Below are 25,354 nucleotides of genomic sequence, written 5' to 3'. Positions count from 1 at the left end.
TTTCCTGCCGCTACTCCCCTGGCGAAACTGTGGGGTCAGCACCTTGGGAAAATACTGATGGCCAACCGCGCAGACCCTCCGAATAGGCGGTCTGCCGACCGTCCTGGATGCCCGGGGCCGCACCACGAGCCCGCACTGTGGGGCGTGTTGTTTTCGCCCGTGCCGGGATTACCGAACGTTCATGAGAAAATAGCCCGTATGCCGAGTACAGCAGCCAGCACAGCACCCACCAAACGCGGCCGTCCGGGCTACGACCAGCAGTCCGTGCTGCTGATCGCCGTCGACGTCTTCAACCGCCACGGCTACGATGCCACATCCATGGGCATCCTCGCCGAAAACCTGGGCATCTCCAAGTCGGCCATCTACCATCACGTGCCGTCCAAGGGCGACCTGCTGAAGCTCGCCCTGGACCATGCGCTCGGCGGCCTGGAGGCCATCCTGGACCAGCCGGGGGCCACCTCGGGGGCGGCGGACGCGCGGCTGGAGTTCGTGCTGCGCCAGACCATCGCCGTGCTGGTGGAGCGGCTGCCCTTCGTCACGCTGCTGCTGCGGCTGCGCGGCAACACGGACATCGAGCGGAATGCCATGGAACGCCGCCGCGCCTTCGACCACAAGGTGGCGGGGCTGATCTCCGCCGCCCGCGACGAGGGATCGCTGCGCCAGGACATCGACCCCCGCACCGTCACACGGCTCCTGTTCGGAACCATCAACTCGATCGTTGAGTGGTACAAGCCCGGCGGTTCGCTCTCACCCGAAAAGCTGGCCGACGACGTCATCACCATGGCGTTCGACGGCCTGCACGCGAAGGCCTGAGCCCAGGGCTCCGGCCCTCAACAATTAGGCGTTGACGCCGGGCGTCCGGGTGCCCACCCTGAATGCATGGCCACCAAACTGTCGGAGCTGCTGTTCGGCGCATTTCCAGATCTGCGGTACCAGCCCACCTCCAAGAGGATCCGTGCAGGCATCGACGGAAGTCCCGTCGTCGACACCCAGGAAGCCCTCCTGGTCTGGGAACCGAAACGCGTCACCCCGGTGTACGCCGTGCCTGAGAAGGATCTGCTGGCGCGGCTCGAGCCGCCCGCGGCCGAGGGGGACGGCGGGGCGGATGAGCTTCCCGTCCGGCTGTCGGCCGACGCCCCGCAGGCGCTGGACCCGCGGACCGGGTTCCGGCGGCACACGGCGGACGGCGAGGAGCTCGACGTCGTGGCGTCCGCGTTCAGTGTGCCGCGGGCGGCGTTCCGGCCCTCTGATCCGGATCTCGAAGGGTACGTCATCCTGGACTTCGGCGCGTTTCACTGGCTCGAGGACCACGAGGAAATCATCGGCCACCCGCGGGACCCGTTCCACCGCGTGGACGTCCGCGCCACGCTCCGGCACATCGAAGTAAAGCTCGACGGCGTGGCGCTCGCCGACACCGTCGGCGCCCAGCTGCTGTATGAGACGCTGCTTCCCGTGCGGTACTACATCCCGCCCGAGGACGTCCGGCTGGACCTGCTGGAGGCCAGCCCGCACCGGACCATCTGCCCCTACAAGGGCGAGGCCAGGTACTGGAGTTACCCTGAATCGTCCAAGGGCAGGAACATCGCCTGGGCCTATGATTCGCGGTTCATTGACGCCCGGCAGATCCACGGCCTGGTCTGCTTCTTCAACGAGCGCGCCGACGTGTACGTGGACGGCGAGCGGCAGGACCACCCGGTCACCCCCTGGTCCTGACGCCGACCAAAACCAAACCCTTCCTCAGCTCTCGCCGGCTCCTCCCGGACGCCTCCTCACCTTTCGCCACTAAAAACCAAACCCTTCCTCAGCTAGGCGAGGAAGGGTTTGGGAACCTGCGGCGGTGCGGCGGATCAGAGCTGATACTCAGCCTGTGTTCCGAGCCTCTCGTGAATGCAGAGGATGTTGTTTTCGGTGTCCATGAACCAGGCGCATTTCTCGGCGTCGGTTGTACAGATGTGGTGATCGGTCCTTAGATCGGGGAGGTCATAGTCCTGGAACCGAACGCCCCTGGACTCCATGTCCTGAACGGTCCGCTCAATATCGGTGACCTCGAAACTCAAGGTGGTGTGCTCGGAGTGCTTTCCATCTTTCACAGGCATCAGCTGCAGCATCGGGCCGTCAGCGTTGCCAAATAAATCGCTTCCATCCTCAGCCTTGCCACGGTGTGGGAGGCCCAACGTTTCCGCGTAAAATCCGCGGGCGCGGTCCGGATCATCGACAGGCAGGACGGTTGTGGCTGTTCTAAGTGCTAGGGTCATTTCGCCACCTCCTACGGGGGTCATTTTACGCCCGGAAAACCCCGAAAGATCCGGCGAAATTCCGCCCCGCCCTGCAGGACCTGAGGACGCGTCCCCAAAAACCCGACAGGATGTGAGCGAGGGTCCGGGAAAGCCCTGCAGGACCTGAGGGAGGGTCCCGGAAAACCCTGCAGGATGTGAGCGAGGGTCCGGGTTACTTCTCCACGAGGGTGAGGACGTCGTAGGTAGCCACGATGTCGTCGTTCTGGTTGGTCAGGACGGCGTCCCAGGCCACCTCGCCGTACTCGTCGGTCTCGCGCGGGGTGATCTTCTTCGCGGTCAGCGTCACCCGGATGGAATCGCCCGCAGCCACAGGGGTGATGAAGCGCAGGTTCTCCAGGCCGTAGTTGGCCAGGACCGGGCCCGGCGCAGGCTCCACAAACAGCCCCGCGGCCCAGCTCAGCAGCAGGTAGCCGTGCGCCACGATGCCCGGGAAGAACGGGTTGGCCTCGGCGGCCTCCTGGTTGGTGTGGGCGTAGAACGTGTCGCCGGTTGAGTTGGCGAACGCGGAAATGTCCTCGAGCGCCACCTGCCGCAGGTCCGAGCGGACGGCGTCGCCGATGCGCAGGGTCTCCAGCGACTTGCGGAACGGGTGGGTGCCCTCGGTCTCCACGGTGAAGTTGCGGTCGGCGCCGGTGTGCCAGATCCCGGTCACGGCGGTCAGCATGTTGGGCGAGCCCTGGATGGCGGTGCGCTGCATGTGGTGCATCACGGAGCGGATGCCGCCCAGTTCCTCGCCGCCGCCGGCACGTCCCGGGCCGCCGTGGACCAGGTGCGGGACAGGAGAGCCATGGCCTGTGGACGAACGTGCGTCCTCGCGGTTCAGCATGAGCACGCGGCCGTGGTGGGCCGCGATGCCGGTGACCAGTTCCTGCGCCACGGACGGATCGTTCGTACAGACCGAGGCAACCAGGGACCCGCCGCCACGGGCGGCAAGCCGGACGGCGTCGGGAATGTCCTTGTATCCGATCACTGAGGAGACCGGCCCGAACGCCTCCAGGGAGTGGACCGGATCGGCCTCCGCGTCAGCCCAGCTAAGCACCACGGGAGACATGAAGGCGCCCCCTTCGATGACGCCAGTGGCGCCGTCCGCGCTGGTGACCGACGGCGAATCAAGCGTTCCGTACGCCAGCTCACCGCCGGCGTCGAGCATGGACTGCACGGCAGCCCGGACATCGGCGAGCTGCTCGAGGGAGGCAAGCGCACCCATGGTGACGCCCTCGGCCCGGGGATCGCCCAGCACCACGCGCTGCTCCACCCGGGCGCCGATGGCGGAAACCACGGCGGGCACCAGATCCTGCGGCACGATGGCGCGGCGGATCGCGGTGCACTTCTGGCCGGCCTTGACCGTCATCTCGGTGACGACGGACTTGATGAAGGCATCGAACTCCGGCGTGCCCTCCACGGCGTCCGGGCCCAGGATGGCGGCGTTGAGCGAGTCGGTCTCGGACGTGAACCGCACGCCGCCCAGCACCACGTTCGGGTGCGACCTGAGGGACTGCGAGGTGGCCGCCGAGCCCGTGAAGGCCACGAGGTCGCGGTAATCCAGCACGTCCAGCAGCCCGCGGACCGAGCCGGAGATCAGCTGCAGCGATCCCTTGGGCAGGATGTTGGATTCGATGATGGCCTTGACCACGGCCGCCGCGACATAGCCCGTGGGCGTGGCCGGCTTGACGATCGTGGGGACGCCGGCGAGGAACGCGGGGGCGAGCTTTTCCAGCATGCCCCAGACCGGGAAGTTGAACGCGTTGATCTGCACGGCGACGCCGGGGATGCGGGTGTAGATGTGCTCGCCGGCAAACGATCCGTCCTTGGACAGCACCTCCATGGGGCCGTCCACCACCACCTGGGCGTTGGGCAGCTCGCGCCGGCCCTTGGATCCGAAGGTGAACAGCACGCCGATGCCGCCGTCGATGTCGATCATCGAGTCGATCTTGGTGGCGCCGGTCTGCGCGGAGAACGCGTAAAAATGCTCGCGGCGCGCGTTCAGGTACTGGGCCAGTTCCTTGAGCTTGAGGGCACGCTGGTGGAAGGTCAGCTTGCCGAGTTCCGTCTGGCCCGTGGTGCGGCCGTAATCCACGACGGCGGCCAGGTCCAGCCCGTCGGTGCTCACCTTGGCCAGGATCTCCCCCGTGCTGGCATCTCGGACGGCGACAGCGGAAGCTGCCGAGCCGGCGTCGGGAGTCCACCAGGAATCCTGCACGAAACTGGGGACGGTTTCCACGGTGTCCAGGGTGGCTTCGGGGGCTGCGGCGGTGGTGGTCATCGTTGACGGGTCCTTCCAACGGGGGACTAATCTGATCCGGCCAGAACATTACTGACCGTCCGTTCGGTAATATGTCTACAGTACATGAATGTGCCCCGCTGCACACTAGAGGCACCGCACACTACCCAAGGAGAGCCATGAAGCCCGACGCCCCCGACACGGAACTGACAGACCTGTGGAAGATCACCCTCGGCGAGCTCGACGAGAAGATGGGCGTGAAGATCGTCGAGGAGTCCGTCGAGCGCGTCGTGGCCACCATGCCGGTGGAGGGAAACCGGCAATCGTTCGGCCTGCTGCACGGCGGCGCCTCGCTGGCGGTGGGTGAGGCGGTGGGTTCGTGGGCCGCGGTGATCCACGCCAGCACCCTCGGCAAGACCGCCGTCGGCGTCGATGTCTCCGCCACGCACCACCGGTCCGCACGGAGCGGCCTCATCACCATCACGGCGACGCCCATCCACCTTGGCGGCACCCTGACCACCCACGAGGTGCTGATCACCAATGAAGCGGGTCAGAGGCTGTGCACGCTGCGGATCACCAACATGCTGCTGGCCCCGCGGGCCTGACGCCCGCACCCGTCTCCGGCCGGACAGCCGCCCTCCGGGCAGCCTCCCTCCGGACAACAGCCTTCCGGACAGCCGCCCGGTTAGGCTGATCTGGTGACCGAGCTTGGCAGCCTGACGCCCACCCTGATCGCGGTGGGCCTCCTGATGGCGCTGACGGCCGCCGTCCTCAAAGGATTCCGGGTTCCGCACGCCTTCGCACCGGCCCTCGCCATCCTCCGCGGCGCCGCGCAACTCGCCGCCGTCAGCCTGATCCTCGGTGCCGTGATCGCCAGCGCCGAATGGGTGGCCGTGGCGCTGGGCGTCATGTTCACCGTCGCCGCCGTTACCGCCGCACGCCGCCTCGCCTGGTCCTGGCGGCGCCTCGCCGTTGTGGCCGGCTCGATGGCCGCCGGCATCCTCGCCGCACTGGTCATCGTGTTCGGCACCGGAGCCATCGAGTTCACCTCCCGCTACGCGCTGGCGATCGGCGGGATCGTCGTCGGCAATTCGATGGCGATTGCCGGGCTCGCGGGCCGCAGGTTCAATGAGGCCGTCATCGACCGCTGGGACCAGGTGGAGGGCTGGCTCGCGCTGGGTGCCACTCCGAGGCAGGCCACCCGCGAGATGGCCCGCGGCGCCGTGTACTCCGCGCTCATTCCGACCGTGGACCAGACCAAGACGACGGGCCTGGTGACACTGCCGGGAGCCTTCGTCGGAGCGATCTTCGGCGGCCTTTCACCGCTGGAGGCAGGCCGGTTCCAAATCGTGGTGCTGGCCTCGATCATGGCCGCGGGATCGGTCACTGCCATCCTGCTCATCAGCCTGCTGGCCCCGGTCCGGGTTCGACCCGCACCGCTCACCTAGGCGGCTGCAGTCCGGAGTACGACGGCGGCCCTCCCCGGGTGCCACCGCGCACCTTTCGATCCTGCCCCCGTTCCGTTGACATTGCGCCGGGCGCTCTATACTCTGGCCGCTCCGGACCAGAGGCAGCGGCACTCCTGGGCCGGGCCCTACTGTCCGCCTCCCGGCAGGTGCAATCATGAGCACACGTTCCACAAGGGCTGCCGCCGCAATGGCGGCTGTCCTCTTGCTGGTGCTGCTGGCGGGCTGCGTCTCGGCGACGAACCCCACAACCCCGTCTACCCACTACTATGTGAGTGCCGAGGGGAGCGACACCAACTCCGGGACATCCCCGGATTCGCCCTGGCAGTCGCTGATGAAAGTCAATGAAACGGCGTTCAAGCCCGGTGAGACCCTCAGTTTCCGCAGGGGTGATGAGTGGATCGGCAACGTCGTTTTGGAGGAAAGCGGAACACCGGCGTCGTCGATCAGGCTGAATGGCTACGGGAACGGGAGCCTGCCCACCATCACCAGCGGGGAGGGCGGAAACTGCTTCCGGCTGGACGGCGGCTACATCGAGGTGGACGGGCTGCGGGCCACCAACTGCGGGTACGCGGGCTTCAACGTCTACGGCGACCACGTGGTGGTGAAGAATTCCGAGGCCTCGGACAACACCGCCGGAATCAAGGTGGGCACGGGCTCCGACTTCGGCAACTACTCCAACAATGTCCTGACGGACAACAACGTCATGAACGTCAACACCCCGGGAACGAAGTGCGGCACTGCGGAGGCGGCCAACTGCACCGACGATTCGGGCGCATTCGGCGTGCTGATCAACGGGAACGATAACGAGTTCTCCGGCAACACTGTCACCGGCTCCACGGCATCCTCCTATGACTTCAGCCGGGACGGAAGCGCCTTCGAGATCTACAACGGCAGCCGCAACAACATCCACCACAACAAGGCCATCGACAACAACGTGTTCTCTGAGATCGGGCGCTCTGACGGGGCCGCCGACGGGAACGTCTTCCGCTACAACCTGATCCGTTCCTCGTGCGGCGCGGAGTGCGCCGAAGCCGCAGGCCTGATCATCCGCGGCCCGGACACAAAATTCGGACCCACGAACGGCACCATTTTCGAGTTCAACACGGTGTGGCTGGACGGCAGCCATTCGCGCGGCGTGGTGTGCCATGCAAACTGCCCCTCCTCGACCGTCATCCGGGCCAACATCCTCGTCGCCGTGCGGGACGCGCTGTGGCTGGACGGGTCGGGCTGGACGGAACAGGCCAACGTGATCAACGGCCCCAGCAACGTCCCGTTGGACAACAGTTCGACGACGGCTCCCGCAGAGTTCGTCAATCCCCCTGACGACCTCCACCTCACCGGCGGCAGCCCGGCGATCGACCGCGCGGGCAGCAGCCCTTCCGGGGTGGACCTGGACCAGGCTTCCGTTCCGCAGAACGGCCAATGCTCTGGATCCGGACAGGCCGACGCCGGCGCTTACGAATACAAGCCGTCCAACTGTTAGCGCAGGGTACGTCAGCCCTTCCGCCCGCCGTACGGCAGGCAGATAATCAGGTATCCGCTCTGCACACCAATGGAGGTGGTGGATGTGTCTGTGTACACAATGGGTATCTGGCTCATGAAGCCGGGGCGCGAGGACGACTTCGTGAAGGCCTGGAAGGACATGGCCGACAAAACCCACAAGGATTATCCGGGCGGCCGGGGCCTTCTGATGCGCGACCGCGATGTCCCTAACCGCTTCATCAGTACCGGGCCGTGGGCATCGCTCGAGCAGGTGGAACAGTGGCGGTCGTCGGCCACGTTCACCGAGGGACTGGCGTCGATCCGCGACATCATCGAGCACTTCGAGCCGCATACGCTGGACGAAGCCGCCACCATCGGCTGAGCTTCTCCTTGCCGGGGCTAACCCCTGCCGCGGCGGCGCACGACCACCAGCAATACGACGCCGAGCAGCAGAGCCGCTCCCGCCCCCGAAACGGCGGCCGTCAGGCCCGAGACCCCCGTGTCGGCAAGCATGGGCGGCACCGCATTAGGGTCCGGGACCGCAGCACCGTCGGGTCCTGCGGCTGCGGCGGGGCCGGCAGCAGGAAGAACGGCCACCACGGACGGCTCCGGTGCGGGCTCGAGTACCGCGGGCTCAAGTACCGCGGGCTCGCCGCCCTGTGCCGAGGCCGGCGGGGACGCAGCCGGCGACCCGGCGGGGTCCGGGGTGCCGGCGTCGGGACCTCCGTTGGTCTGCGTAGGAGCTGTGCTGAAGCTGCTCAGCTCGGAGCGGCTGAACCCATTCATCGTCTGCACAGTGAACTGTGTTGCGGAGCCGGGCGCGCTGAAGGCCCAATTCCCCGCGGCGTCGACGCCCACGTCGAAAGGTTCGCTGCCCCGGAAGCTGACCCGGACCCGGGTTCCGGCCGGAACATCGGTGGCCGGGGCAGTGGCCAGCCGGCCGGTGATCCGCTGACCCGGAGCGACCGGCCCTGCCGGAAGCGAACCCGCCAGGACCGGCCTGTTCAGGAACAGCCTGAGCTGCACGCCCGGGAGCACGGACATCGAATCCTGCAGCGTGGCCGCTACGGCGAAATTCTCGGTGGAGTCATTTGAGTTGCCCGCCGAGTGCGTGCCCACGGCGTAGTTTCCGCTGATCCACGGCCCGCCGGAATCACCACCGCTGGATTGCACGGACGTGGAGAGGAAGCCGCTGAAGGACCGCAGGTCGGCCGGGTCCCCAGAACCGCCGCCCACGATGTAGATCCCCACCTCATCCACGGTGCCGCACGACCAACCGGCGGTCCGCCCGGAACGGCAGACGGCCTGCCCCACAAAAGGCGACGCCATTCCCACGATCTTCACGGAACCGGTCCCGAGGCTGCTGGCGTTCTGCCAGGTGGTGGCGGCCGGGAGCGGGTCGAGGTCCGGCCGGATGGACCCGATGACCGCGATGTCGTTCCCCGGCGTGCCCGGATTCTCCGGGTCCGCGACCGTCGAGTTCCCGGGCCCGCCGAACTGGCTGAAGCCGAACGTCCCAAGTTCGCCGGTGACCGCATTGTCGGCGGCGAATCCGCCGGCAGGGTCCCCGGCCGGCAAGGTCACCTCGGCGAGCCGGGCGGCGCCGTCGTCGGCACAGTGGCCGGCGGTGAGGACCAGGGGCTTGCCATCGGGGCTGAACGCGCTGAAGCCGGCGGAGCAGACCACCCCGCCGTCGACCCGGTACCCCTGTCCGCCGAAAAAGTCCTCCTGCGGGGCCAGCGGTTCGCCGGACTCGAGGACCACGTTCGCATACTGCTCCACGAATTCCGACGGCGACAGCCGCCCGCCGTTCACCGGGCCGGCCGGCGCCGGAGCCTGGCTGGCCGTGGGATCGGCACCGTCTGATTGGGGCTCGTTTACCCCGCCGGTGCGGATGATGAACTTGCCGTTTGCCTCCGCCACAGCCTGGAGCCCCGCCGGCCCCACGTCGCGGAGGTACGCCTGGTAAAGCTGCTGGACGCTCGCGGCACGAAGGTCCTTTACGGTTTGCCCGGCCGCGGCGTTCCCGGCCGCCGGCTCCGGGGCAGCGAGCACGAACTCTTCGCGGCCCGCGGAGCCGGCCGCGTTGAGTGCATCCACAGCCTTGGCCAGGGCGGGGCCGGTACCTGAAACCACGATCCTGCCGCCGTGCAGCCCAATTCCGTCGAAGCCAGCGACCTTGCGGAGTGTGTCCAGGGCCGCTGCCGCACGCTTGCCCTGCTCCCCTGCGGCGTTGAACTCCTGGAGAGTCATGCCCAGATCGCGCGCAACGGCCTCGGCAAGGCCCGCCGCCGATGCGCCGGCGGCCGCTGTGCCAGACGCCGCCGTGCCAGACGCCGCTGTGCCGGCCGCCGCTGTGCCAGACGCCCCTGTGCCCGTCGCCGATGTGCCCGTGGCCGGCTCTGCCGGATCCGCAGCCGGGGACGGCACCGCCGGCGAGGCGACAGCATCGCCGGCCTCCGCCGTCGTCGTGCTTTCCAAGGCAGCGTAAGCGGGCCCTGACGCGAGCGGGACGCCCAGCGCCACCGCGGCCGACAGGGCGAGTGCGCGCCGGAGTGCCCGGACGGGTGCCGGAGAAGTCACAGGGCAACCCTGGCGCCGAGCGCGGCCAGCACCGCTTCCAGCTCCGGCTCGGTGACGCCGTTGCGCAGCAGGAATTCGTGGGTGTTGAGCTCCCGCACGAAGTCCAGGACCTTGGCGCCGCGGGTCTCCAGGAGCGGGGCAAGGGTTTCTTCGTCGAGGTAGCGTTCGTGCGGATGGGGCGGCCACATGGTCCGGTGGCGTTCGTTGATGCTGCGCATGGCGGCCTGGTAGCTTGCCACGATCTCGGCATCGCTGGCCCCGGCGAGGTCCTGGAGCATGGCCGCGATCATGCCGCTGCGGTCCCTGCCGGCCGAGCAGTGGATCACCACGCCGCCCGGCGCGGCGGCGATGGCCTTGAACACGGCGGCGAGCCTGTCAGGAAAGAGTCGTGCGTTGGCGGCATAGTGTGCGGGATCGTTCAGGTAGGGGTCGCACAGGGCCTTGAACTCAGGGTGCTCCGGATCCTCGGTGGGTGCCAGGACGACGTCGAACACGTCGAGTGCCGCGCCCACGTCCGGATCGCTAGGCCGGCGCTGCCGTTCGCCGGGGTTCCGGAGGTCAATGATCGTGCGGATGCCGTCGCGGTAGGCTTCCTTCCAGCCTGCCTCGGTGAGCCATTCCCGCCGACCCATCCGGTACACGGAGCCAGCCACGAGCCAGGCATTCACCGCCCCGTCCCAGCTGATCTGTCCCCTCGCGTTCACGGAGCCAGCTAACCACACCTGCCCCGGCAGCCGCACGGGTTTCGTCTCAAGTTGCGGCGGATAGCGGACTCCCGGGCGCCTGGACTGCCGGACTCCTGCCTGCCGGGCCCGATTGCCGGGTTGGCATTGACGGGTTGGCATTGACGGCGGGCGTACCCTTGGACAATACCTTTGGACACCAGGGGCGCCGCTCCACGGCCTGAGCGAATATGGGGATTCAGATGACAGCCAAAAAGCCTTTGCCACGGCGGATTGCCCGCCTCACCGGCGTCCTCGCGGCGCTGGCCATCGCCGGCCTGACCGCCGCGCCGGCATCTGCGGACCGGTTCGATTCCTATGTGGCGCTGGGCGACTCCTACGCCGCCGGCCAGGGCGCCGGGCCGTACACGGACGCTTGCCTGCGGAGCAACCATAGCTATCCGGTGCTGCTGGACGCGGCGCGCAAGATCGGCCTGACCGGGAATGCGGCGTGCAGCGGAGCCACCACCGGCACCGTCCGGGCAACCCAGATCCCCTCGCTGAACAGGAAGGTGGACCTGGTGACCGTCACCGCCGGCGGCAACGACCTGGACTCCATCGGCGCGCTGGTGATCTGTTCCAAGGACTCCGGTGCGGCGTGCACCGCCGCCCTGGCACAGCGGGCGTCGGTGCTGCAGACCGCCCTGACCAACCCGGCGGGGAGCCCGTTCTTCCAGGATCTTCTGGCCATGCTGAACGACGTCAAGGCCAAGGCACCGCGTGCCGACATCTATGTGACCGGATACCCGCTGCTGTTCGAGCCGGGCGCCGGCCCCGCTGCCGATCCGATCAACGGACTGACGCAGCAGCTGAACGCGGTCATTGCCAAGGCGGCCCGCCAGGCGGACGGCGGCCGCGCGAAGGTTGAATACGTGGATGTGGCGCGCGCGTTCTCCGGGCACGGAATCGGATCCGAGCAGCCGTGGATCGTGGGGCTGCCGCCACTCTGCACCGCCTCTTCCACCTGCGGCAGCCAGACCGCCGATATCTTCCATCCGACTGCTGACGGCTATGCCAAGGGGTACGCCACCTCCATCCGGGCGGCGGTCGACTAGGCGCCTGCCCAACACCGTGTGCCCGGCGCCGCGCGTGGCTAGGCTGGTGTCATGATCACCGTCTCGGGCACTGTCGCTTCGTCCCTGCCGGCACGGACTGCGTTCGCCTACCTGTCCGCCTTCGAGCACACCAGCGACTGGGACCCCGGCACAGCGGTCATGGACAAGCTGACCGAGGGACCCGTCGCCGTCGGCCACCGCTACCATGCCGAGGCCGTGTTCCGCGGCAAGCGCCAGCCCATCGAGTACGAGGTCATCGAACTGTTCGACAACCACATCAAGCTCCGGGGTGAACACCGGAACCTCGTCGCATTCGATTCGATCGACGTGCGGTCGCTCAGCTCCGGTTCCGAGATCCTGTACACGGCCCAGTTCAGCATCAACTGGCCCTACAAGCTGCTGCAGCCGTTCCTCAGGCCGCAGTTCATGAAGCTGCGCGACCCAGCCTTGAACGGGCTGCGCCAGAAACTCGAGTCGCTGTAGCCGGCCGGCCGCAAATCCAGCAAAGGAGGACCCCATGAGCAGCCAGAACCCCGACCCCCTGGAAGACCACCTCACCGGGCTGGAACCAGGCGGCGGAGTGCCGCCCGGGGAAACGCCGCCCGCTGAAAGCTCCACCGGAGGGCCGCAGGGGCACGACGAGGGAGGACCACCGCGTGGAACGCAGGTGGCGGTGCTGGTCCTCATCGGGCTCGTGGTGCTGCTGTGCCTGCTGTTCTTCGTCGGCTACATCGTCGGCCTGCTGTAAGGCGCCGGTCAGTCAGCCCAGTCGAAGAACCCCTTGCCGGTCTTGCGTCCCAGTTCGCCGCGAGCCACCTTGTCCCGCAGGATCTGCGGCGGCGCGAAGCGCTCCCCCAGCGTCGAGTGCAGGTATTCGGCGATGCCCAGGCGGACGTCCAGGCCCACAATGTCGGTGGTCTTCAGCGGACCGGTGGGGTGCTTGTAACCCAGCACCATGGCGGCATCGATGTCCTCAGCGGAGGCCACTCCCTCCTCCACCATGCGCATCGCCTCCAGCGCAATCGCCACGCCCAGCCGCGAGGACGCGAACCCCGGGGCATCATTGACGACGACGGCGGTCTTGCCGAGCGCTTCCGTCCAGCCTTTCGCCCGGGCCGCCAGCCCGGGCGACGTCTCCTTGGCCACCACCACCTCGATCAGGGTGGAAGCGGGCACGGGGTTGAAGAAGTGCAGCCCCACGAAGCTGCCCGGCCGCTGCAGCTGGGCGGCGAGGTCGGTGACCGAGAGCGAGGACGTGTTCGAGGCCAGGAACGCGTCAGGCGCCAGCTGTTCCTCGACCGCCTTCAGGGCACTGACCTTCAGCTCGAAGTCCTCCGGGACCGCCTCCACTACGAGGCCGCAGCCGGCGAAGGCCGAGTAGTCGGTGGACGTGCTGAACCGGGCCAGGACTTCCTCCGGGGTTCCGTCCAGGGCGCCGCGGGATGCGGACTTGGCCACGGCGTCGGTGACCCGGGTGCGGGCGCCGGCGGCAGCATCGTCGTCGCGCTCCACTACCACCACGGTGGCGCCCTTGATGAGGAAGGCGTGGGCGATTCCTGCGCCCATCCGGCCGCCGCCGAGGACTCCGACGTGCTGGGGAATGGCGGTCATGGCTTGGTCCCGTCTGTGTTCGTTGTGGTGTTCTTCTTGTCTGAGTTCTTTCTGTCCAGGAAGGCCTGCATCCGGTCGAACTTGGCCTGCGACTCGAACAGGATTCCCTGCGCCAGCTGGTCGATCAGCGGGTGCGCCTCCGCCGGGGCGTGGAACACCGACTTGGTGATCCGGACGGCCAGCGGGTCCTGCCGGGCGATGCGGTCGGCCAGCCTGTGGGCGGCGTCCATGAGCTCTGCAGGCTCGTGGAGTTCGGTGACCAGATTGACGGCGAGGGCCTCCTCGGCCTTCAGCACCCGGCCGGCCAGCAGGATTTCCTTGGCCACGGGCTCCCCCACGAGTTCCTTCAGCCGCCAGCTGGCACCGGCAGCGGCGAGGATGCCGAGGCCGGTTTCCGGGTTGCCGATCCGAATGGCCGGGGTGCCGATCCGAAAATCAGCAGCGTACGCCAGCTCGGCGCCCCCGCCCAGGCAGTAGCCGTCCAGCGCGGCGATCACCGGCATGGGCAGCTTGGCGATCCGGACAAAGATGGTGGAGTTGATGCCCTGCAGTGCGTCGTCGCGGCGCCGTTCCCGGAGCTGGGTGATGTCCGCGCCCGAAGCAAAAACTCCCTCCGTGCCGGCAATGATCAGGACCTTCGGGTTCTTCTCCAGCTCGGCGCAAACGGCATGGAGCTCGTCCACCATCTGCTGGTCGATCGCGTTCCGGACGTCCGGGCGGTTGAGCAGCACCACCACCCTGTCCCCGCGCTCCTCGACCAGGAGGGTGCTGAACTCCAGGGTGCCCAAGTGTCCGTTCGCACTGTCCTGGCCCGCGATGTCCTGCTTCGTACTGTCCTGGTTCGCGTTGTCCTGGCCCGGCACTAGACGCGCTCCAGCAGCATGGCCGTGCCCTGGCCCACGCCGATGCACATGGTGGCCAGGCCGATCCGGGCGTCTTCGCGCTCCATCCGGCCCAGCAGGGTGATGGCAATCCGGGAGCCGCTGGAACCCAGCGGATGCCCCAAAGCGATGGCACCGCCGTCGTTGTTCACAATGTCCGGGTCCAGCCCGAGGCGCCGAACGCTCGCCAGGGATTGGGTGGCAAACGCCTCATTAAGTTCGACGGCGCCGAGGTCACCGACGCTGAGCCCGCTCCGTTTGAGGACCTTCTGGGTTGCCGGAACCGGGCCGATGCCCATGATTTCGGGCTCACAGCCGGCGGAGGCGCCGTCGATGATGCGGGCACGCGGCGTCAGGCCCAGCCGCTGGATTGCGGCCTCGGAGGCCACGATGACGGCGGAAGCGCCGTCGTTGAGGGAGGACGAGTTACCGGCTGTGACCACCGAGCCGCCGGGGACGACGGGGCGGAGGCCCGCCAGCACGTCCATGGACGTTCCCGCGCGGGGCCCCTCATCGGTGTCCACCACGGTCTCGGATTTGCGGGTCTTGACCGTCACCGGGACGATCTCGTCCTTGAAGCGGCCTGCCTCGATGGCTGCGAGGGCCCGTTCGTGGGAGCGGACGGCGAAGGCGTCGGCGTCCTCGCGGGAGATGTTGTCCACGCGGCCTACTTCCTCGGCGGTTTCCGGCATGGAGAACGTCATTTTGCCGCCGCGGGACAGCTCTCCCTTCGTGAACAGCGGGTTCACGAAGCGCCAGCCGATGGAGGTGTCGAAGATGTCGCCGGGCTTAGCGAAAACTGCCTGCGGCTTCTCCTGGACCCAGGGCGCGCGGCTCATCGACTCCACACCGCCGGCCACCACGATGTCCGCGGCACCGGACTTGATCATCTGGCTGGCCATGATGATGGCGCTCAGGCCCGAGGAGCAAAGCCGGTTCACGGTAATACCCGGGATGTGCAGCGGGAGGCCGGCGAGGATGGTGGCCATGCGCGCCACATTGCGGTTCTCCTCACCGGCGCCGTTGGCGTTGCCCAGGATGACCTCGTCGATCGCGTCCGGATCCACGCCGGCCCGGGCCACGGCCTCGCGGACCACCAGCGCGGCCAGATCATCGGGCCGGACCGCCGAGAGCGCTCCGCCGTATCGTCCTACCGGGGTGCGGGCACCGCCGACCAGAAAAGCCTCGACCATGAGAACATCCTTTTCGCAGAAGCAGGGCGGTCGGAAGCGAATAAATTACCGACCGTTCGTTCTATAAAGATTACACGGTGCGGGCAACCGGTCAACGGGACGGGAGTTTTTGTCCGTGTGCCGCGAGTTAGCGAGCCGCGAAGTCGCGACACGTGGACAAAACTCCAGGCCTCCAAATCTCAGGCGACGACTACACCCAGGTGGGCGGCCAGCAGCGGGGCCAGGAGCCCCAGTTGGTACTCGTCGATCACCACGCCGGCCAGGCTGCCCAGGCCGCTGATGCTCCGGAAGTCCGTGCCGCGCAGGTCGAAGTCCTTCAGCTTGGCGCCGGCGAGGTCCAGGCTGCCGATGGTGCAGTTTTTCAGTGCCACGCGCGCCGCGGTGGCCGAGCCGAGGTCCAGTTCGCTGATGATGCAGTCGCTGATCTGCACGTCTGCCAACCGCGATCCCCGCAGGTTCAGGTAGTCGATTTTGCCGCCATCGATCCGGACCGACTGCCAGCCGCCCTCGTACAGCTCCGCCGACCCCCACCGCGGGTTGCTGAAGACGACGTCATGCATGGTGGACCGGGCCGCGTTCAGGACGGGGGCAAAGGCCTCCGCCACAACGCAGTCCCGGAACGTGGCCCCGCGCAGCTGGGCGTCATGGAAGGAGACGCCGTCGAATTCACACTCGGCGAAGGTGATGCCGCTGAGCTCCAGCCCGTCGGCGTCCGCGCGGCTGTACCGCATTCCGTCATACCGGTCGGCACGCCTGAAGTCCGGCGCGTCGTCATCCCGGAGTCCTTCCAGGGTGACCGGCGCCAGCCTCGGCGGCGTGACCTTCGATGCCGCACCCTGCCGGGGCCGGCCCGCAAACCGCCCCGCCACTAGAGCTGCTCCGCTTTCGCGGCGATATCGGCGAGGTCCTTGGCCAGGGCCTTCCGCGTCATGCTCATGCCCAACCGCCCGAACACGGCGAGCATCAGCCGGCTGAGTACGGTCGGCCTGAGGACCTCCGCACCGAAGGTCAGGGTCAGGTCGGTCCCGCCGCCCCGCTCCTCCAGCGTGAACCGGGACGTGTAGTCGGCCCCGCCCTGCAGCGCCTTGACCGTGGTGCTGCGCGGCGGATCCGCCTGGGACACCCACATTTCCACGGTTTCGCGCCGGCCCATCATGGACCGCGTTTCCTTCCAGCGGGTGCCCTCGCCATACGGTCCCTCGCTGACCATCTGGATGGACTCGACCCCGGACAGCGTGGCGGCGGACCCCGGAACATCCGAGATCACCTGCCAGACTTTCTCCGGGCTGGCGTTGACATGCTGACTCAGGGTGAGGCTGTGATTCATCCTTCGAGCCTAGCCGCGGCACCGACATTTTGGGCCAGCAGAGAACCCGCCCCAAGCCCGGGGGCATTCCCGCCGGTAACCGCGGGCCGCTACACGAAATATCCACATCCGGCTTGAAATAGTAAGCATGCTTCGTGTTAGCCTGAAATGGCTTTGTCAGATCAACCGGCAACGGAAGGTGGTGCCCCTCATGGGTATCGGAGACAAAATCCAGAACGCTGCAGAGGACTTCGGCGGCAAGGCCAAGGAAGCCGCAGGCAACGCAACGGACAATGACCGCCTGAAGGCAGAGGGCCAGAAGGACCAGGTGGTCGCCGACGCCAAGAAGGTCGGCGAAGACGTCAAGGACGGATTCAAGCGGGATTAGTACACCACCGCCAAACGGCGACGCCGGACTCCCTTGGGGGGAGCCCGGCGTCGCCGTTTTTGTGGGCCGGAACTGCCGCCCCGCAAAGACGGCGGCCCATCCAAGGCCACAAAGCAGGCCGTGCGAGACTGGGGCCATGACGCACGTAGACCTGGGCGGGACAGGCGCAGACGCCGGCGGATCCAGGAACCTTCGGGGCTACCTCGCCGCACCGGCGGGAACGGGCCCCTTTCCCGGTGTCGTGATGATCCACGAGGCGTTCGGCCTCAACGACCAGATCCGCCGCCACGCCGACAGGCTGGCCGCTGCCGGCTACCTCACCCTCGCCGTGGATCTCTACAGCGACGGCGGCCCCCGCCGCTGCCTGGTCGGTACCATGCAGTCCATGATCACCGGCGAAGGGCGCGTCTTCGCCGACATCGCCGCGGCGCGGAGCTGGCTGAAGGCATCGCCCCTCTGCACAGGCCGGACGGGCGTCATCGGCTTCTGCATGGGCGGAGGGTTCGCGCTGCTGGCGGCCCGCGACGGCTTCGACGCGGCGTCCGTGAACTACGGCAGGCTCCCCCGCGACCTCGAGCCGACGCTCCGCGGCTCCTGCCCGCTGGTCGCGAACTACGGCGCCCGGGACCGTACCCTGCGGGGCACCGCCGCGAGGCTGGAATCCGCGCTGGACGCCGTGGGCGTCGAACACGACGTCAAGGAGTTCCCGACGGCGGGGCACTCCTTCCTGAACGACCAGGAGGAAGGCCCGCGGGCGCTGCGCCCGCTGACGCGCGTGTTGGGCATAGGCCCGGATCCGGCCGCCGCCCCGGAAGCGTGGCGCCGGATCGAGGACCACTTCGCGCGGCATCTCAAGGACTAGCGTTCCCCTGGAAACGCCGACGGCGGGCGCCTCCGGAAAGGAGGCGCCCGCCGTCGTGATCAAAACAGGAAGCTAGCTGAAAAGTTCGCTCTTCGGCTCGTTGTTCTTGACCTTCTGCCAGCCCAGCCACAGCACCAGCGCGAAGAACGGGATGCTGGCCAGGGTCCAGAGGCCGAGCAGGAACACCTCGCCCGTGGCCTTGTCCGTCATGGTGTCGAAGCCGATCAGCACCGTGATGGCCAGCAGCGCCACGAGCCCGGCCCAGCTGGTCCAGGGCGAACCCGGCATCGGCAGGCTGGAGACACCGCCCTTCTTCTTGCGCAGCGCGATCTGGCTGGCAAAGATGGAGCCCCAGGTGAAGATGACGCCGATTGAGGCGGTGTTTAGCGCGAGGTCGAACGCGTGCGAGCCGCCCAGCCAGATGTTCAGCAGGATGCCCACGAGGTACACGGCCGCGATGGCCAGGATGGCGGCATACGGCACGTGGCGGCTGGACATCTTCGTCAGCCACTGCGGCGCATGCCCGTTGTTGGCCATGGTGCGGAAGATCCGGCCGATCGAGTACAGGCCGGAGTTAGAGGAGGACAGCGCGGCGGTGATCACGATCATGTTCATGACGTCGCCCATCCACGGCAGCCCCATCTGGCCGAAGACGGTGACGAAGGGCGAGGTGCCGGCCTTGTACTGGTCCGAAGGCAACAGCATGGCCAGCAGGGTCACGGAACCGACGTAGAAGACAACGATGCGGATTACGACGGCGCGGATCGCCTTGGGCACTTCGCGTTCCGGATTTTCCATCTCGCCGGCCGTGATGCCCACGAGTTCGATGGCGTTGTAAGCGAAGATGACGGCGTTGAGCACCAGGATCATCACCAGCGCGCCCTTGGGGAACATGCCGCCGTCGCCGGCGAAGAGGTTGGCTGCAGATGCATGGCCGGCGCCCACCTTGGCGTTGGTGACCACCATGAAGGTGCCCACGGCCAGGAAGATCACGATGGCGCCGACCTTGAGGCAGGACGCCCAGAATTCGAATTCGCCGAACGCCTTGACGCTGAGCAGGTTCACGGCCACCAGCAGCACCAGCGCTGCGATGGCGGAGAGCTCCACGGGGACGTTGGGGAAGAAGAACTGGAAGTAGAGGCCGATCGCGATCAGTTCAGCGATGCCGGTCATGGCCCAGTTGATGAAGTACATCCAGCCGGACAGGTAGGCGCCCTTCTTTCCGAACAGCTCACCCGCGTAGCTCACAAAGGAGCCGGAGGTCTGGCGGTACATGATGAGCTCGCCGAGCGCGCGCATCAGCAGGTAAGCGATGACGCCGGCGATGGCGTAGGAGAAGATCAGCGCGGGACCGGTGGAGGCCAGCCGGCCGCCGGCTCCCATGAACAGGCCCACGCCAATGGCGCCGCCCATCGCGATCATGGTGACGTGGCGCCGGCTCAGGGTCTTCTTGTAGCCCTCGGCGCTGAGGGTCGGGTCGACGGCGGCGGATGGAGCCGTCGGGCTCATAAGTTCTGTGGGGGTACTTTGAGGCACAACTGTTCCTTGTAGGTCGGGGGTTGCCTTGGGTAGGGCACTGCCGGTTCCGGAACCTGGAGTTCTTGTACAGATAATTCGACTTCAGGCCCCTCCTGAGGACCTATGTGCACAAAAACTCGTGGAGCATCGAAGGTTCGCACGGCCCATCCATCGTACAAGATTTCCGGACTGCCCGTGACGCGGGCAACATTCCGCAGGCCAGGGCCGGTTTTGGACACCCTCCGGCGTCGCGTTGCAAAACAGTAACTCGAATGGAGAAAAGGCTCCCTCTGGTGCCCTGATTGCGGCTACTCTGAGCACCATGGCCGGGGATTCGTTCCCGTCCATGGCATCCGCACCGTCTCATGCGGAGGCCGGCACTCGCGCCATTTTTCAGGGGGGACTATGAGAAAGAGAGCACTACTGCTGCCGGCGGCCCTGCTGCTGGCAGCCTCGGGGTGTTCCGGCGGGGGCCCAGCCCCTTCCGGATCCGGCACCAGCGCCCCACCATCGGCAGCCAGTACGACGGCGGTGTCCCAGCCGCCGTCGGAATCCTCACCACCCACTACGGCACCTTCCCTGCCCACCGATGTGTCCACATCGCTGAACGCGATCGACGCCCTGCAGGAGCACACCTGCACGGCCGGGGCGGACGGCCAGTGGACGTTCAAGGGCACCCTCGTCAACTCATCGGACAAAGCCAAGAAGTACACGGTGGCCATCGCGGTCACCGTCGGCGCGGCGGTCCAGGGCCACACCCTGATCACGGAAACGGTCCAGGCAGGGAAATCGGCTGTAGTTTCTGCCGAGAACTTCGCCAAAACCACGGGCCAGGCCGGCACGTGCGAACCGGTCGTGTCGGTGGAGGATGCTTCGTGAAAAAACCAATACTTGCGGCTGCCCTGCTCCTGAGCCTGGCGGCCGGACCACTCGCGTCCTCCCCCGCCCTCGCGGTCGGTTCCGGGACACCGCCCAGCCAGGCGACTGACTCTTCCACCCCCGCTGCCGACACCACGGTCGCCACAGCGGCGACCACCGACCCGGCCGCTCCCCCCGCAACCGACCCGGTTCCCGACCCGGCCACGGACCCGGCGACTGACCCGGCGGCCGATCCGGCCACGGACCCGGCGGTCCCGGAGACGCCGTCGGACCCGTCTGTAACTGGACCGGCAGCGGACCCTGCCATCACAGATCCGGCCATCACAGATCCGGCACCGGCCCCCGACCCCGAATTTGCCACCGCCGGCGGCATCGGTGCCAAGTGGCGAAGCCTTGGCGGAGCGGGCGGCGCGCTCGGCGAGCCGACGTCGAACGAGCAATGTTCGGCCGGGCTCTGCGTGCAGAACTTCACCGGCGGTTCGATCTACTGGACGTCCAGGTCCGGCGCCCATCCGGTCCTGCTGTCCTCCGGGCGCACCGGTCCGCAGTGGACAGCGGGCGGCGGCCTCGCGGCCTTCGGCTATCCCATCGGCGACGAAATCGTCCTGGGATCACGGTCCCTGCAGAAGTTCTCCACCGGCAAGGTGATCATCTGGACCGGAACCCGGTTCCTCAATTTCTCCACCGGGACGGGGATCGGCAGCCGCTGGGCAGCCGCAGGCGCCGAGACGGTGCTTGGCCTGCCGTCGGCCAGTGAAACCTGCGGCCTGAAAAACGGGGGCTGCTCCCAGGTCTTCGACAACGGCACCATCTACTGGTCGCCGCAGACCGGAGGCCAGGTGATCCGGGGCGGCATCGGCTCGCGCTGGCGCGCAGCCGGCGCGCAGAACGGCGTCCTGGGCTACCCCACCACCACGGAAGCCTGCGGCCAGGTGGCGGGCGGCTGCCTCCAGCGGTTCCAGGGCGGCAGCATCTACTGGTCGCCCGCCACCGGCGCCTGGATCACACGCGGCGGCATCGGCACCCGCTACATCCTCACCGGCGGTAACCGGAGCTCCCTGGGCTACCCACTGGCCAACGAGGCCTGCGGACAGGTCGCCGGCGGGTGCATCCAGCGGTTCCAGGGCGGCACCATCTACTGGTCTCCGCTGACCCCGGCCTGGATCGTCCGGGCCGGCATCGCCCAGCGGTTTGCCACCAACGGCGGAGCGGGCGGCTGGCTGGGCTACCCGACGTCGAACGAACGGTGCGCCGGCGACCAGTGCATCCAGTCGTTCCAGCGCGGCTTCATCGGCTACACCAAGGCCGGCGGAACCCGGGCATACGGCATCACCGAGTGCCAGAAGCTGAATAACGGGCGGTCCCGGTACTCCACCTATGGCGCCAACCGGGTGCTGCTCACGTTCACCCAGGGCTACGGCCAGTCGTACGCCACCAACGTCTACTGCGTCCGGATGGCCGGAACATACGTGCAGGACTGGCGGACCGACGGCTACGTGGGCGCCTCCGGGTTCAAGGCGCCGGGCGTCCCCTCGGGCCCGACCCGGTACCTGTACTCGCCCACAGGTTCGTACTCGGTGACGGAGGCCTTCGGGCTGGGAAACCCGGGAACGGCGCTCCCCTACCGGACACTGAACCCCGGGTCACGTTGGGGCGGCAACCCGTGGACCGCGACGTACAACAAGTACTTCGAGTCCTCGTCGTGGGTGGGCTGGGACGAGAACATGTGGTACTTCGCCACCCGCGCCACGCATGACTACCGGCAGGGCGTGGTGATCAATTACAACCGGCCCAACATCATTCAGGACGCCGGCTTCGCCATCTTCCTGCACATGAACAAGGTCCCGACGGCGGGCTGCATTTCGCTGGACGACTGGGCCGTGGTGGATTACATCAGGAAGTCCAGGCCCGGCGACCGGATCATCATGGGAACGTACAGCGCCCTGTTCCGGTAGCTTTCCAAATCGAAAATCCCGGGCCCGGCAAACCGCCGGGCCCGGGATTTCTCGTTTCCCGGACGGGCTGGGGCACTTCGCCGGCTCAGGCCGGCTGCGCCACCTTCTCGAGCATGCCCTCCGCCATGGTGTACCTGACCCATCTCCCGGAAGCACCTTCGCCGGCCCGGCCACGGGACCGGCCCGCGCACGCATCGAACCACTCACCAAGCGCCCGGTCGTGGCTGACCATCACCACCGTTCCGTCGAACTCCGCGAGCGCCGATTCCAGCTCCTCCACGAGCGCGGGGGCCAGATGGTTGCTGGGTTCGTCGAGGAGCATGATGTCCTTGTGGCCGAGCAGCAGCCGTGCGAGTGCCAGCCTGCGCTGCTGTCCTGCCGAGAGTGCACCCACCGGAACATGGAATTCGCTGGTGCGGAAGAGGCCCAGCCGCAGCAGCGCCTCGGCATGGTCGTCGATGTTCCCGCCGAGCCCGGCGGCGAAGGCCGGCAGCAGCCGCAGATTTGGATACGGGGGCAACTCCAGCTCCTGCTGCAGATAGCCGATCCGGCCGTTTCGCACCACCTGGCCCGCAGCCGGCTCGAGCGTTCCCGCCAGGACCGAGAGCAGTGTGGACTTCCCGGCCCCGTTGGGACCGGTGATGAGGATTTTCTGCCCGTGGTCCACGCGGAACTCCGGGACGGCCAGCCGGCCAGGCACCCGGGTGTTGCGGGCGCACAGGACCCCATCGAACGCTTCCTGGTGTCCGTTCCCGGAAGGTCCGCCGGCACTGCCGGCAGCGCTACCGCGGGAACCAGCGGCCGACCCCGGCCCGCGGTCGAGCCCGGCCTCGAGCTTCAGGCGTTCCGGCGGGCGCTCCACCGGGTTGTCCTCCAGGCGGCGCAGCCGCTCCTGCGCGTTGCGGATCTTGCTTGCGGCGGCGCGCTCCCAGGTCCCGGTCTTGAAGTCGAAGGCCGCCTTGTCGTTGTCCCGCCGGCGGGCATAACCCATCCGGCCGGCCACGGTGTCTGCCTGCCGCCGCTCGGCCGCCATGGCATCGAGCCAGCCGTGATACTGCTGAACCCAGCGCTGGCGTTCTGCCCGCTTCTCCTTCAGGTAGCCGTCGTAGCCGTTGCCATAGCGGTTCACCGAGCGGCGCTCGGCGTCAACCTCGATAACGGTGGCAGCGACCTTCCGCAGCAGCACGCGGTCGTGCGAGACCACCACCACGGCTCCCCGGTGCGCTGCGAGGCGGCCTTCGAGCCAGGCAGTGCCGCTGGCGTCCAGGTGGTTCGTGGGCTCGTCCAGCAGCAGGATGTCCGCGGGATCGGCCAGCAGGCAGGCAAGCGCGACGCGCTCCTGCTCCCCGCCGGACAGCGATCCCAGCGTCCGGCCGCGGTCCACGCCGCCCAGGCCCAGCCGGTCCAGCGCCGCCTCGACACGGGATTCCGCGGCATAGCCCTCGCGGAGCTGGTATTCGGTCTGCAGGTTCCCGTAGGTCTCTAGCTCGGCCGGCCCGGCCGATGCCAGGCCGGCCTCCAGCCGCTCCAGCCCGGCTTCCATCTCCCGGAGTGTGCGAAGCGCATCGTCGATGGCGTCGGCCACGGTCAGCCGGGCGGAGAGTCCGGAGGTCTGCGCCAGGTAGCCCACCCGGCCATGCCGCCGGGCCGTGCCTTCCACGGGTGCCTCGATGCCCGCCAGGATCCGGAGCAGGGTGGATTTGCCGGCACCGTTCTCACCCACGACGGCGGCGTGTTCCCCCGCGCCGATCACCAGTTCGACGCCGTTGAAGAGTTCGCGGTCTCCGTAACCGTGGGTAACGCCGGACAGGTGCAGCTGTTCGGTGCGGAAATGTGGTTCAGTCATGGGAAGTCCTCGCAGTCCAGTTGGCGGCCCCGGAGCCCGATACATAACTCTCGGTGCATACGCTCAACGGGCCCTTGGTCGACAGATCCAGGTGATTGGATACAGGCCGGAACATGGTCGACGCCGGTCGATGCCGGCGTCGTGGTTAGGACTTCATGGGTCAAGCCTGCCCGCCGACGGGCGGCCCCGTCAAGGTTCGCACCCCTGTCGGGCAAGCGCGAACGGACAGTTACGGCCCCAATTGACCCCTCCTGCGGGGCCACAAGTGTCCGTTCGCGCGGGGCTTGGCGCACTACGCTGGAGGCATGGTGAATACCAGACGCATGCTCCCTGCTCCGCGGCCGGATCTCTACCGGTTTTCGCCGCTGGACCTCACCGCCGTGGGGCTTTACGTGGCCGTCGCCGCCTTCTTCGCGCTGGCCGGGGAACTGATCCTGCCGCTGCTCCGGGCACTGGCCCCGACGCCGGCCGTCGCCTCCTACGGCGTGAACCTCCTGTTCTACGGCTGCGTCGGCGCCCTGGCCCTGTTTGCCGCCCGCCGCGTGGTGGCCCGGGACCTCAAAGTCCTTGCTACGCGGCCCTGGTTCACGCTCGCGATGGTGCCGCTGGCCGTCGTCGCGATGATGATTGTCACCGCCATCCTGGTGGTCGTGGGCGGGACCACCGAGACGTCCGCCAACCAGGCCGGGCTGCAGGCGCTCATGCGGCAGGTGCCGGCCTGGCTGATGGTGCCGCTGATTGTCGTGGTGGGCCCGTTCGTGGAGGAGTATGTGTTCCGGCACCTCCTGATCGGCAAGCTGAGCCGGCGTGTCAACATCTGGATCTGCTGCGGACTGTCCGTGGTCCTCTTCGCTGCGCTGCACATCGTGGGCCAGGAAGCCCTCACCGTCCCCGCGCTCATGCCATACCTGGCCATGGGCGGCACCCTGGTGTTTGTGTACGTGTGGACGGGGCGGAACCTGATGTTCTCCTACTTCGTCCATGCCACCAAGAACCTGGTGGCCGCGGTCTTCCTGTACACCATCCCGCCGGAGTTGCTGGACCAGTTGCAAGGGGCCCAGACCTAGAGTCACGCTCCCGGCCCTA

The 25,354-nt window shown here is 67.7% G+C and carries 25 protein-coding genes; 14 read left to right on the top strand and 11 right to left on the bottom strand.

Translation table 11 applies throughout. From position 1 onward, the window contains the following. Window positions 1-198 precede the first annotated feature (198 nt). Both ABIE00_RS03435 and ABIE00_RS03430 read left to right on the top strand, forming a co-directional pair. Window positions 199-813 (top strand): TetR/AcrR family transcriptional regulator, encoded by a 615-nt coding sequence (locus ABIE00_RS03435; RefSeq protein ID WP_354256746.1) that lies wholly within the window; start codon window positions 199-201, stop codon window positions 811-813. A gap of 66 nt (window positions 814-879) precedes the next feature. Beyond that, window positions 880-1,713, top strand: a complete 834-nt coding sequence (locus ABIE00_RS03430) for a DUF427 domain-containing protein (RefSeq protein ID WP_354256743.1) — start codon at window positions 880-882, stop codon at window positions 1,711-1,713. A gap of 134 nt (window positions 1,714-1,847) precedes the next feature. Here the strand turns inward: ABIE00_RS03430 and ABIE00_RS03425 are convergent, their stop codons facing one another. Beyond that, a complete protein-coding gene (locus tag ABIE00_RS03425; RefSeq protein WP_331572255.1) occupies window positions 1,848-2,255 on the bottom strand; it encodes a VOC family protein in 408 nt (135 codons plus the stop codon). Window positions 2,256-2,448: 193 nt separating this feature from the next. Then, entirely contained in the window at window positions 2,449-4,560 is a 2,112-nt protein-coding gene (paaZ, locus tag ABIE00_RS03420) for a phenylacetic acid degradation bifunctional protein PaaZ (protein WP_354256738.1), read from the bottom strand. 137 nt (window positions 4,561-4,697) lie between these two features. On the opposite strand from paaZ, the gene ABIE00_RS03415 reads away from it, so the two are divergent. The 4 genes from ABIE00_RS03415 (at window position 4,698) to ABIE00_RS03400 (ending at window position 7,851) form a co-directional block, all read left to right on the top strand. Continuing rightward, window positions 4,698-5,123, top strand: a complete 426-nt coding sequence (locus ABIE00_RS03415) for a PaaI family thioesterase (RefSeq protein ID WP_354256735.1) — start codon at window positions 4,698-4,700, stop codon at window positions 5,121-5,123. 93 nt (window positions 5,124-5,216) lie between these two features. Then, the gene (locus tag ABIE00_RS03410; RefSeq protein ID WP_354256732.1) at window positions 5,217-5,966 is read left to right on the top strand and encodes an ABC transporter permease; all 750 of its coding nucleotides are present in this window, start codon (window positions 5,217-5,219) and stop codon (window positions 5,964-5,966) included. 175 nt (window positions 5,967-6,141) lie between these two features. Next, the gene (locus ABIE00_RS03405) at window positions 6,142-7,470 is read left to right on the top strand and encodes a choice-of-anchor Q domain-containing protein (RefSeq protein WP_354256729.1); all 1,329 of its coding nucleotides are present in this window, start codon (window positions 6,142-6,144) and stop codon (window positions 7,468-7,470) included. An 84-nt stretch (window positions 7,471-7,554) separates the two neighbouring features. Next, a complete protein-coding gene (locus ABIE00_RS03400; protein WP_354256726.1) occupies window positions 7,555-7,851 on the top strand; it encodes an antibiotic biosynthesis monooxygenase family protein in 297 nt (98 codons plus the stop codon). 17 nt (window positions 7,852-7,868) lie between these two features. Here the strand turns inward: ABIE00_RS03400 and ABIE00_RS03395 are convergent, their stop codons facing one another. Together ABIE00_RS03395 and ABIE00_RS03390 are read right to left on the bottom strand one after the other, a co-directional pair. Continuing rightward, entirely contained in the window at window positions 7,869-10,052 is a 2,184-nt protein-coding gene (locus ABIE00_RS03395) for a S1 family peptidase (RefSeq protein ID WP_354256723.1), read from the bottom strand. Next, a complete protein-coding gene (locus ABIE00_RS03390) occupies window positions 10,049-10,756 on the bottom strand; it encodes a tyrosine-protein phosphatase (protein WP_354256720.1) in 708 nt (235 codons plus the stop codon). The genes ABIE00_RS03395 and ABIE00_RS03390 overlap by 4 nt, the downstream gene beginning before the upstream one ends. A gap of 221 nt (window positions 10,757-10,977) precedes the next feature. Here ABIE00_RS03390 and ABIE00_RS03385 point away from each other — a divergent pair, with 221 nt between their 5' ends. The 3 genes from ABIE00_RS03385 to ABIE00_RS03375 are packed head-to-tail and all read left to right on the top strand — an operon-like array spanning window position 10,978 to window position 12,577. Beyond that, window positions 10,978-11,829, top strand: coding sequence for an SGNH/GDSL hydrolase family protein (locus tag ABIE00_RS03385; RefSeq protein WP_354256717.1), 852 nt, complete (start codon window positions 10,978-10,980; stop codon window positions 11,827-11,829). Between the two features lie 51 nt (window positions 11,830-11,880). Next, a complete protein-coding gene (locus ABIE00_RS03380; RefSeq protein WP_354256714.1) occupies window positions 11,881-12,312 on the top strand; it encodes an SRPBCC family protein in 432 nt (143 codons plus the stop codon). 34 nt (window positions 12,313-12,346) lie between these two features. After that, window positions 12,347-12,577 (top strand): DUF6480 family protein, encoded by a 231-nt coding sequence (locus ABIE00_RS03375; RefSeq protein WP_306925546.1) that lies wholly within the window; start codon window positions 12,347-12,349, stop codon window positions 12,575-12,577. 8 nt (window positions 12,578-12,585) lie between these two features. Here the strand turns inward: ABIE00_RS03375 and ABIE00_RS03370 are convergent, their stop codons facing one another. From ABIE00_RS03370 to ABIE00_RS03350, 5 genes are all read right to left on the bottom strand, one after another. Next, entirely contained in the window at window positions 12,586-13,440 is an 855-nt protein-coding gene (locus tag ABIE00_RS03370; protein WP_354256710.1) for a 3-hydroxyacyl-CoA dehydrogenase family protein, read from the bottom strand. Further along, the gene (locus ABIE00_RS03365; RefSeq protein WP_354263256.1) at window positions 13,437-14,258 is read right to left on the bottom strand and encodes an enoyl-CoA hydratase/isomerase family protein; all 822 of its coding nucleotides are present in this window, start codon (window positions 14,256-14,258) and stop codon (window positions 13,437-13,439) included. The genes ABIE00_RS03370 and ABIE00_RS03365 overlap by 4 nt, the downstream gene beginning before the upstream one ends. A gap of 44 nt (window positions 14,259-14,302) precedes the next feature. Beyond that, window positions 14,303-15,514, bottom strand: a complete 1,212-nt coding sequence (locus ABIE00_RS03360) for a thiolase family protein (RefSeq protein WP_354256707.1) — start codon at window positions 15,512-15,514, stop codon at window positions 14,303-14,305. 179 nt (window positions 15,515-15,693) lie between these two features. Then, window positions 15,694-16,383: a pentapeptide repeat-containing protein gene (locus ABIE00_RS03355; RefSeq protein WP_354256704.1), complete on the bottom strand. Its 690-nt coding sequence runs from the start codon at window positions 16,381-16,383 to the stop codon at window positions 15,694-15,696. Beyond that, window positions 16,383-16,841, bottom strand: coding sequence for an SRPBCC family protein (locus ABIE00_RS03350; RefSeq protein ID WP_354256701.1), 459 nt, complete (start codon window positions 16,839-16,841; stop codon window positions 16,383-16,385). The genes ABIE00_RS03355 and ABIE00_RS03350 overlap by 1 nt, the downstream gene beginning before the upstream one ends. 190 nt (window positions 16,842-17,031) lie before the next feature. Here ABIE00_RS03350 and ABIE00_RS03345 point away from each other — a divergent pair, with 190 nt between their 5' ends. Both ABIE00_RS03345 and ABIE00_RS03340 read left to right on the top strand, forming a co-directional pair. Then, window positions 17,032-17,208 carry a CsbD family protein gene (locus ABIE00_RS03345; RefSeq protein ID WP_354256698.1) on the top strand — a complete coding sequence of 59 codons (177 nt, stop codon included), beginning with the start codon at window positions 17,032-17,034 and terminating at the stop codon, window positions 17,206-17,208. A gap of 136 nt (window positions 17,209-17,344) precedes the next feature. Then, window positions 17,345-18,070 (top strand): dienelactone hydrolase family protein, encoded by a 726-nt coding sequence (locus ABIE00_RS03340; RefSeq protein ID WP_354256695.1) that lies wholly within the window; start codon window positions 17,345-17,347, stop codon window positions 18,068-18,070. A gap of 72 nt (window positions 18,071-18,142) precedes the next feature. On the opposite strand, the gene ABIE00_RS03335 is transcribed toward ABIE00_RS03340, so the two are convergent. Continuing rightward, the gene (locus tag ABIE00_RS03335; RefSeq protein WP_354256692.1) at window positions 18,143-19,606 is read right to left on the bottom strand and encodes an amino acid permease; all 1,464 of its coding nucleotides are present in this window, start codon (window positions 19,604-19,606) and stop codon (window positions 18,143-18,145) included. 387 nt (window positions 19,607-19,993) lie between these two features. On the opposite strand from ABIE00_RS03335, the gene ABIE00_RS03330 reads away from it, so the two are divergent. Beyond that, complete coding sequence (locus ABIE00_RS03330) at window positions 19,994-20,467, top strand: hypothetical protein (protein ID WP_354256689.1); 474 nt, start codon at window positions 19,994-19,996, stop codon at window positions 20,465-20,467. Then, the gene (locus tag ABIE00_RS03325) at window positions 20,464-22,422 is read left to right on the top strand and encodes a hypothetical protein (protein WP_354256686.1); all 1,959 of its coding nucleotides are present in this window, start codon (window positions 20,464-20,466) and stop codon (window positions 22,420-22,422) included. The genes ABIE00_RS03330 and ABIE00_RS03325 overlap by 4 nt, the downstream gene beginning before the upstream one ends. 85 nt (window positions 22,423-22,507) lie before the next feature. On the opposite strand, the gene ABIE00_RS03320 is transcribed toward ABIE00_RS03325, so the two are convergent. Continuing rightward, entirely contained in the window at window positions 22,508-24,268 is a 1,761-nt protein-coding gene (locus tag ABIE00_RS03320; protein ID WP_354256683.1) for an ABC-F family ATP-binding cassette domain-containing protein, read from the bottom strand. Between the two features lie 305 nt (window positions 24,269-24,573). Here ABIE00_RS03320 and ABIE00_RS03315 point away from each other — a divergent pair, with 305 nt between their 5' ends. Then, the gene (locus ABIE00_RS03315; RefSeq protein WP_354256680.1) at window positions 24,574-25,335 is read left to right on the top strand and encodes a CPBP family intramembrane glutamic endopeptidase; all 762 of its coding nucleotides are present in this window, start codon (window positions 24,574-24,576) and stop codon (window positions 25,333-25,335) included. Window positions 25,336-25,354: the final 19 nt, after the last annotated feature.

The organism is Arthrobacter sp. OAP107, from assembly GCF_040546765.1.
Classification (GTDB): Bacteria; Actinomycetota; Actinomycetes; order Actinomycetales; family Micrococcaceae; genus Arthrobacter.
Note: the sequence above shows the minus strand (reverse complement) of the source record. Positions and strands in the feature narration are given on the sequence as shown.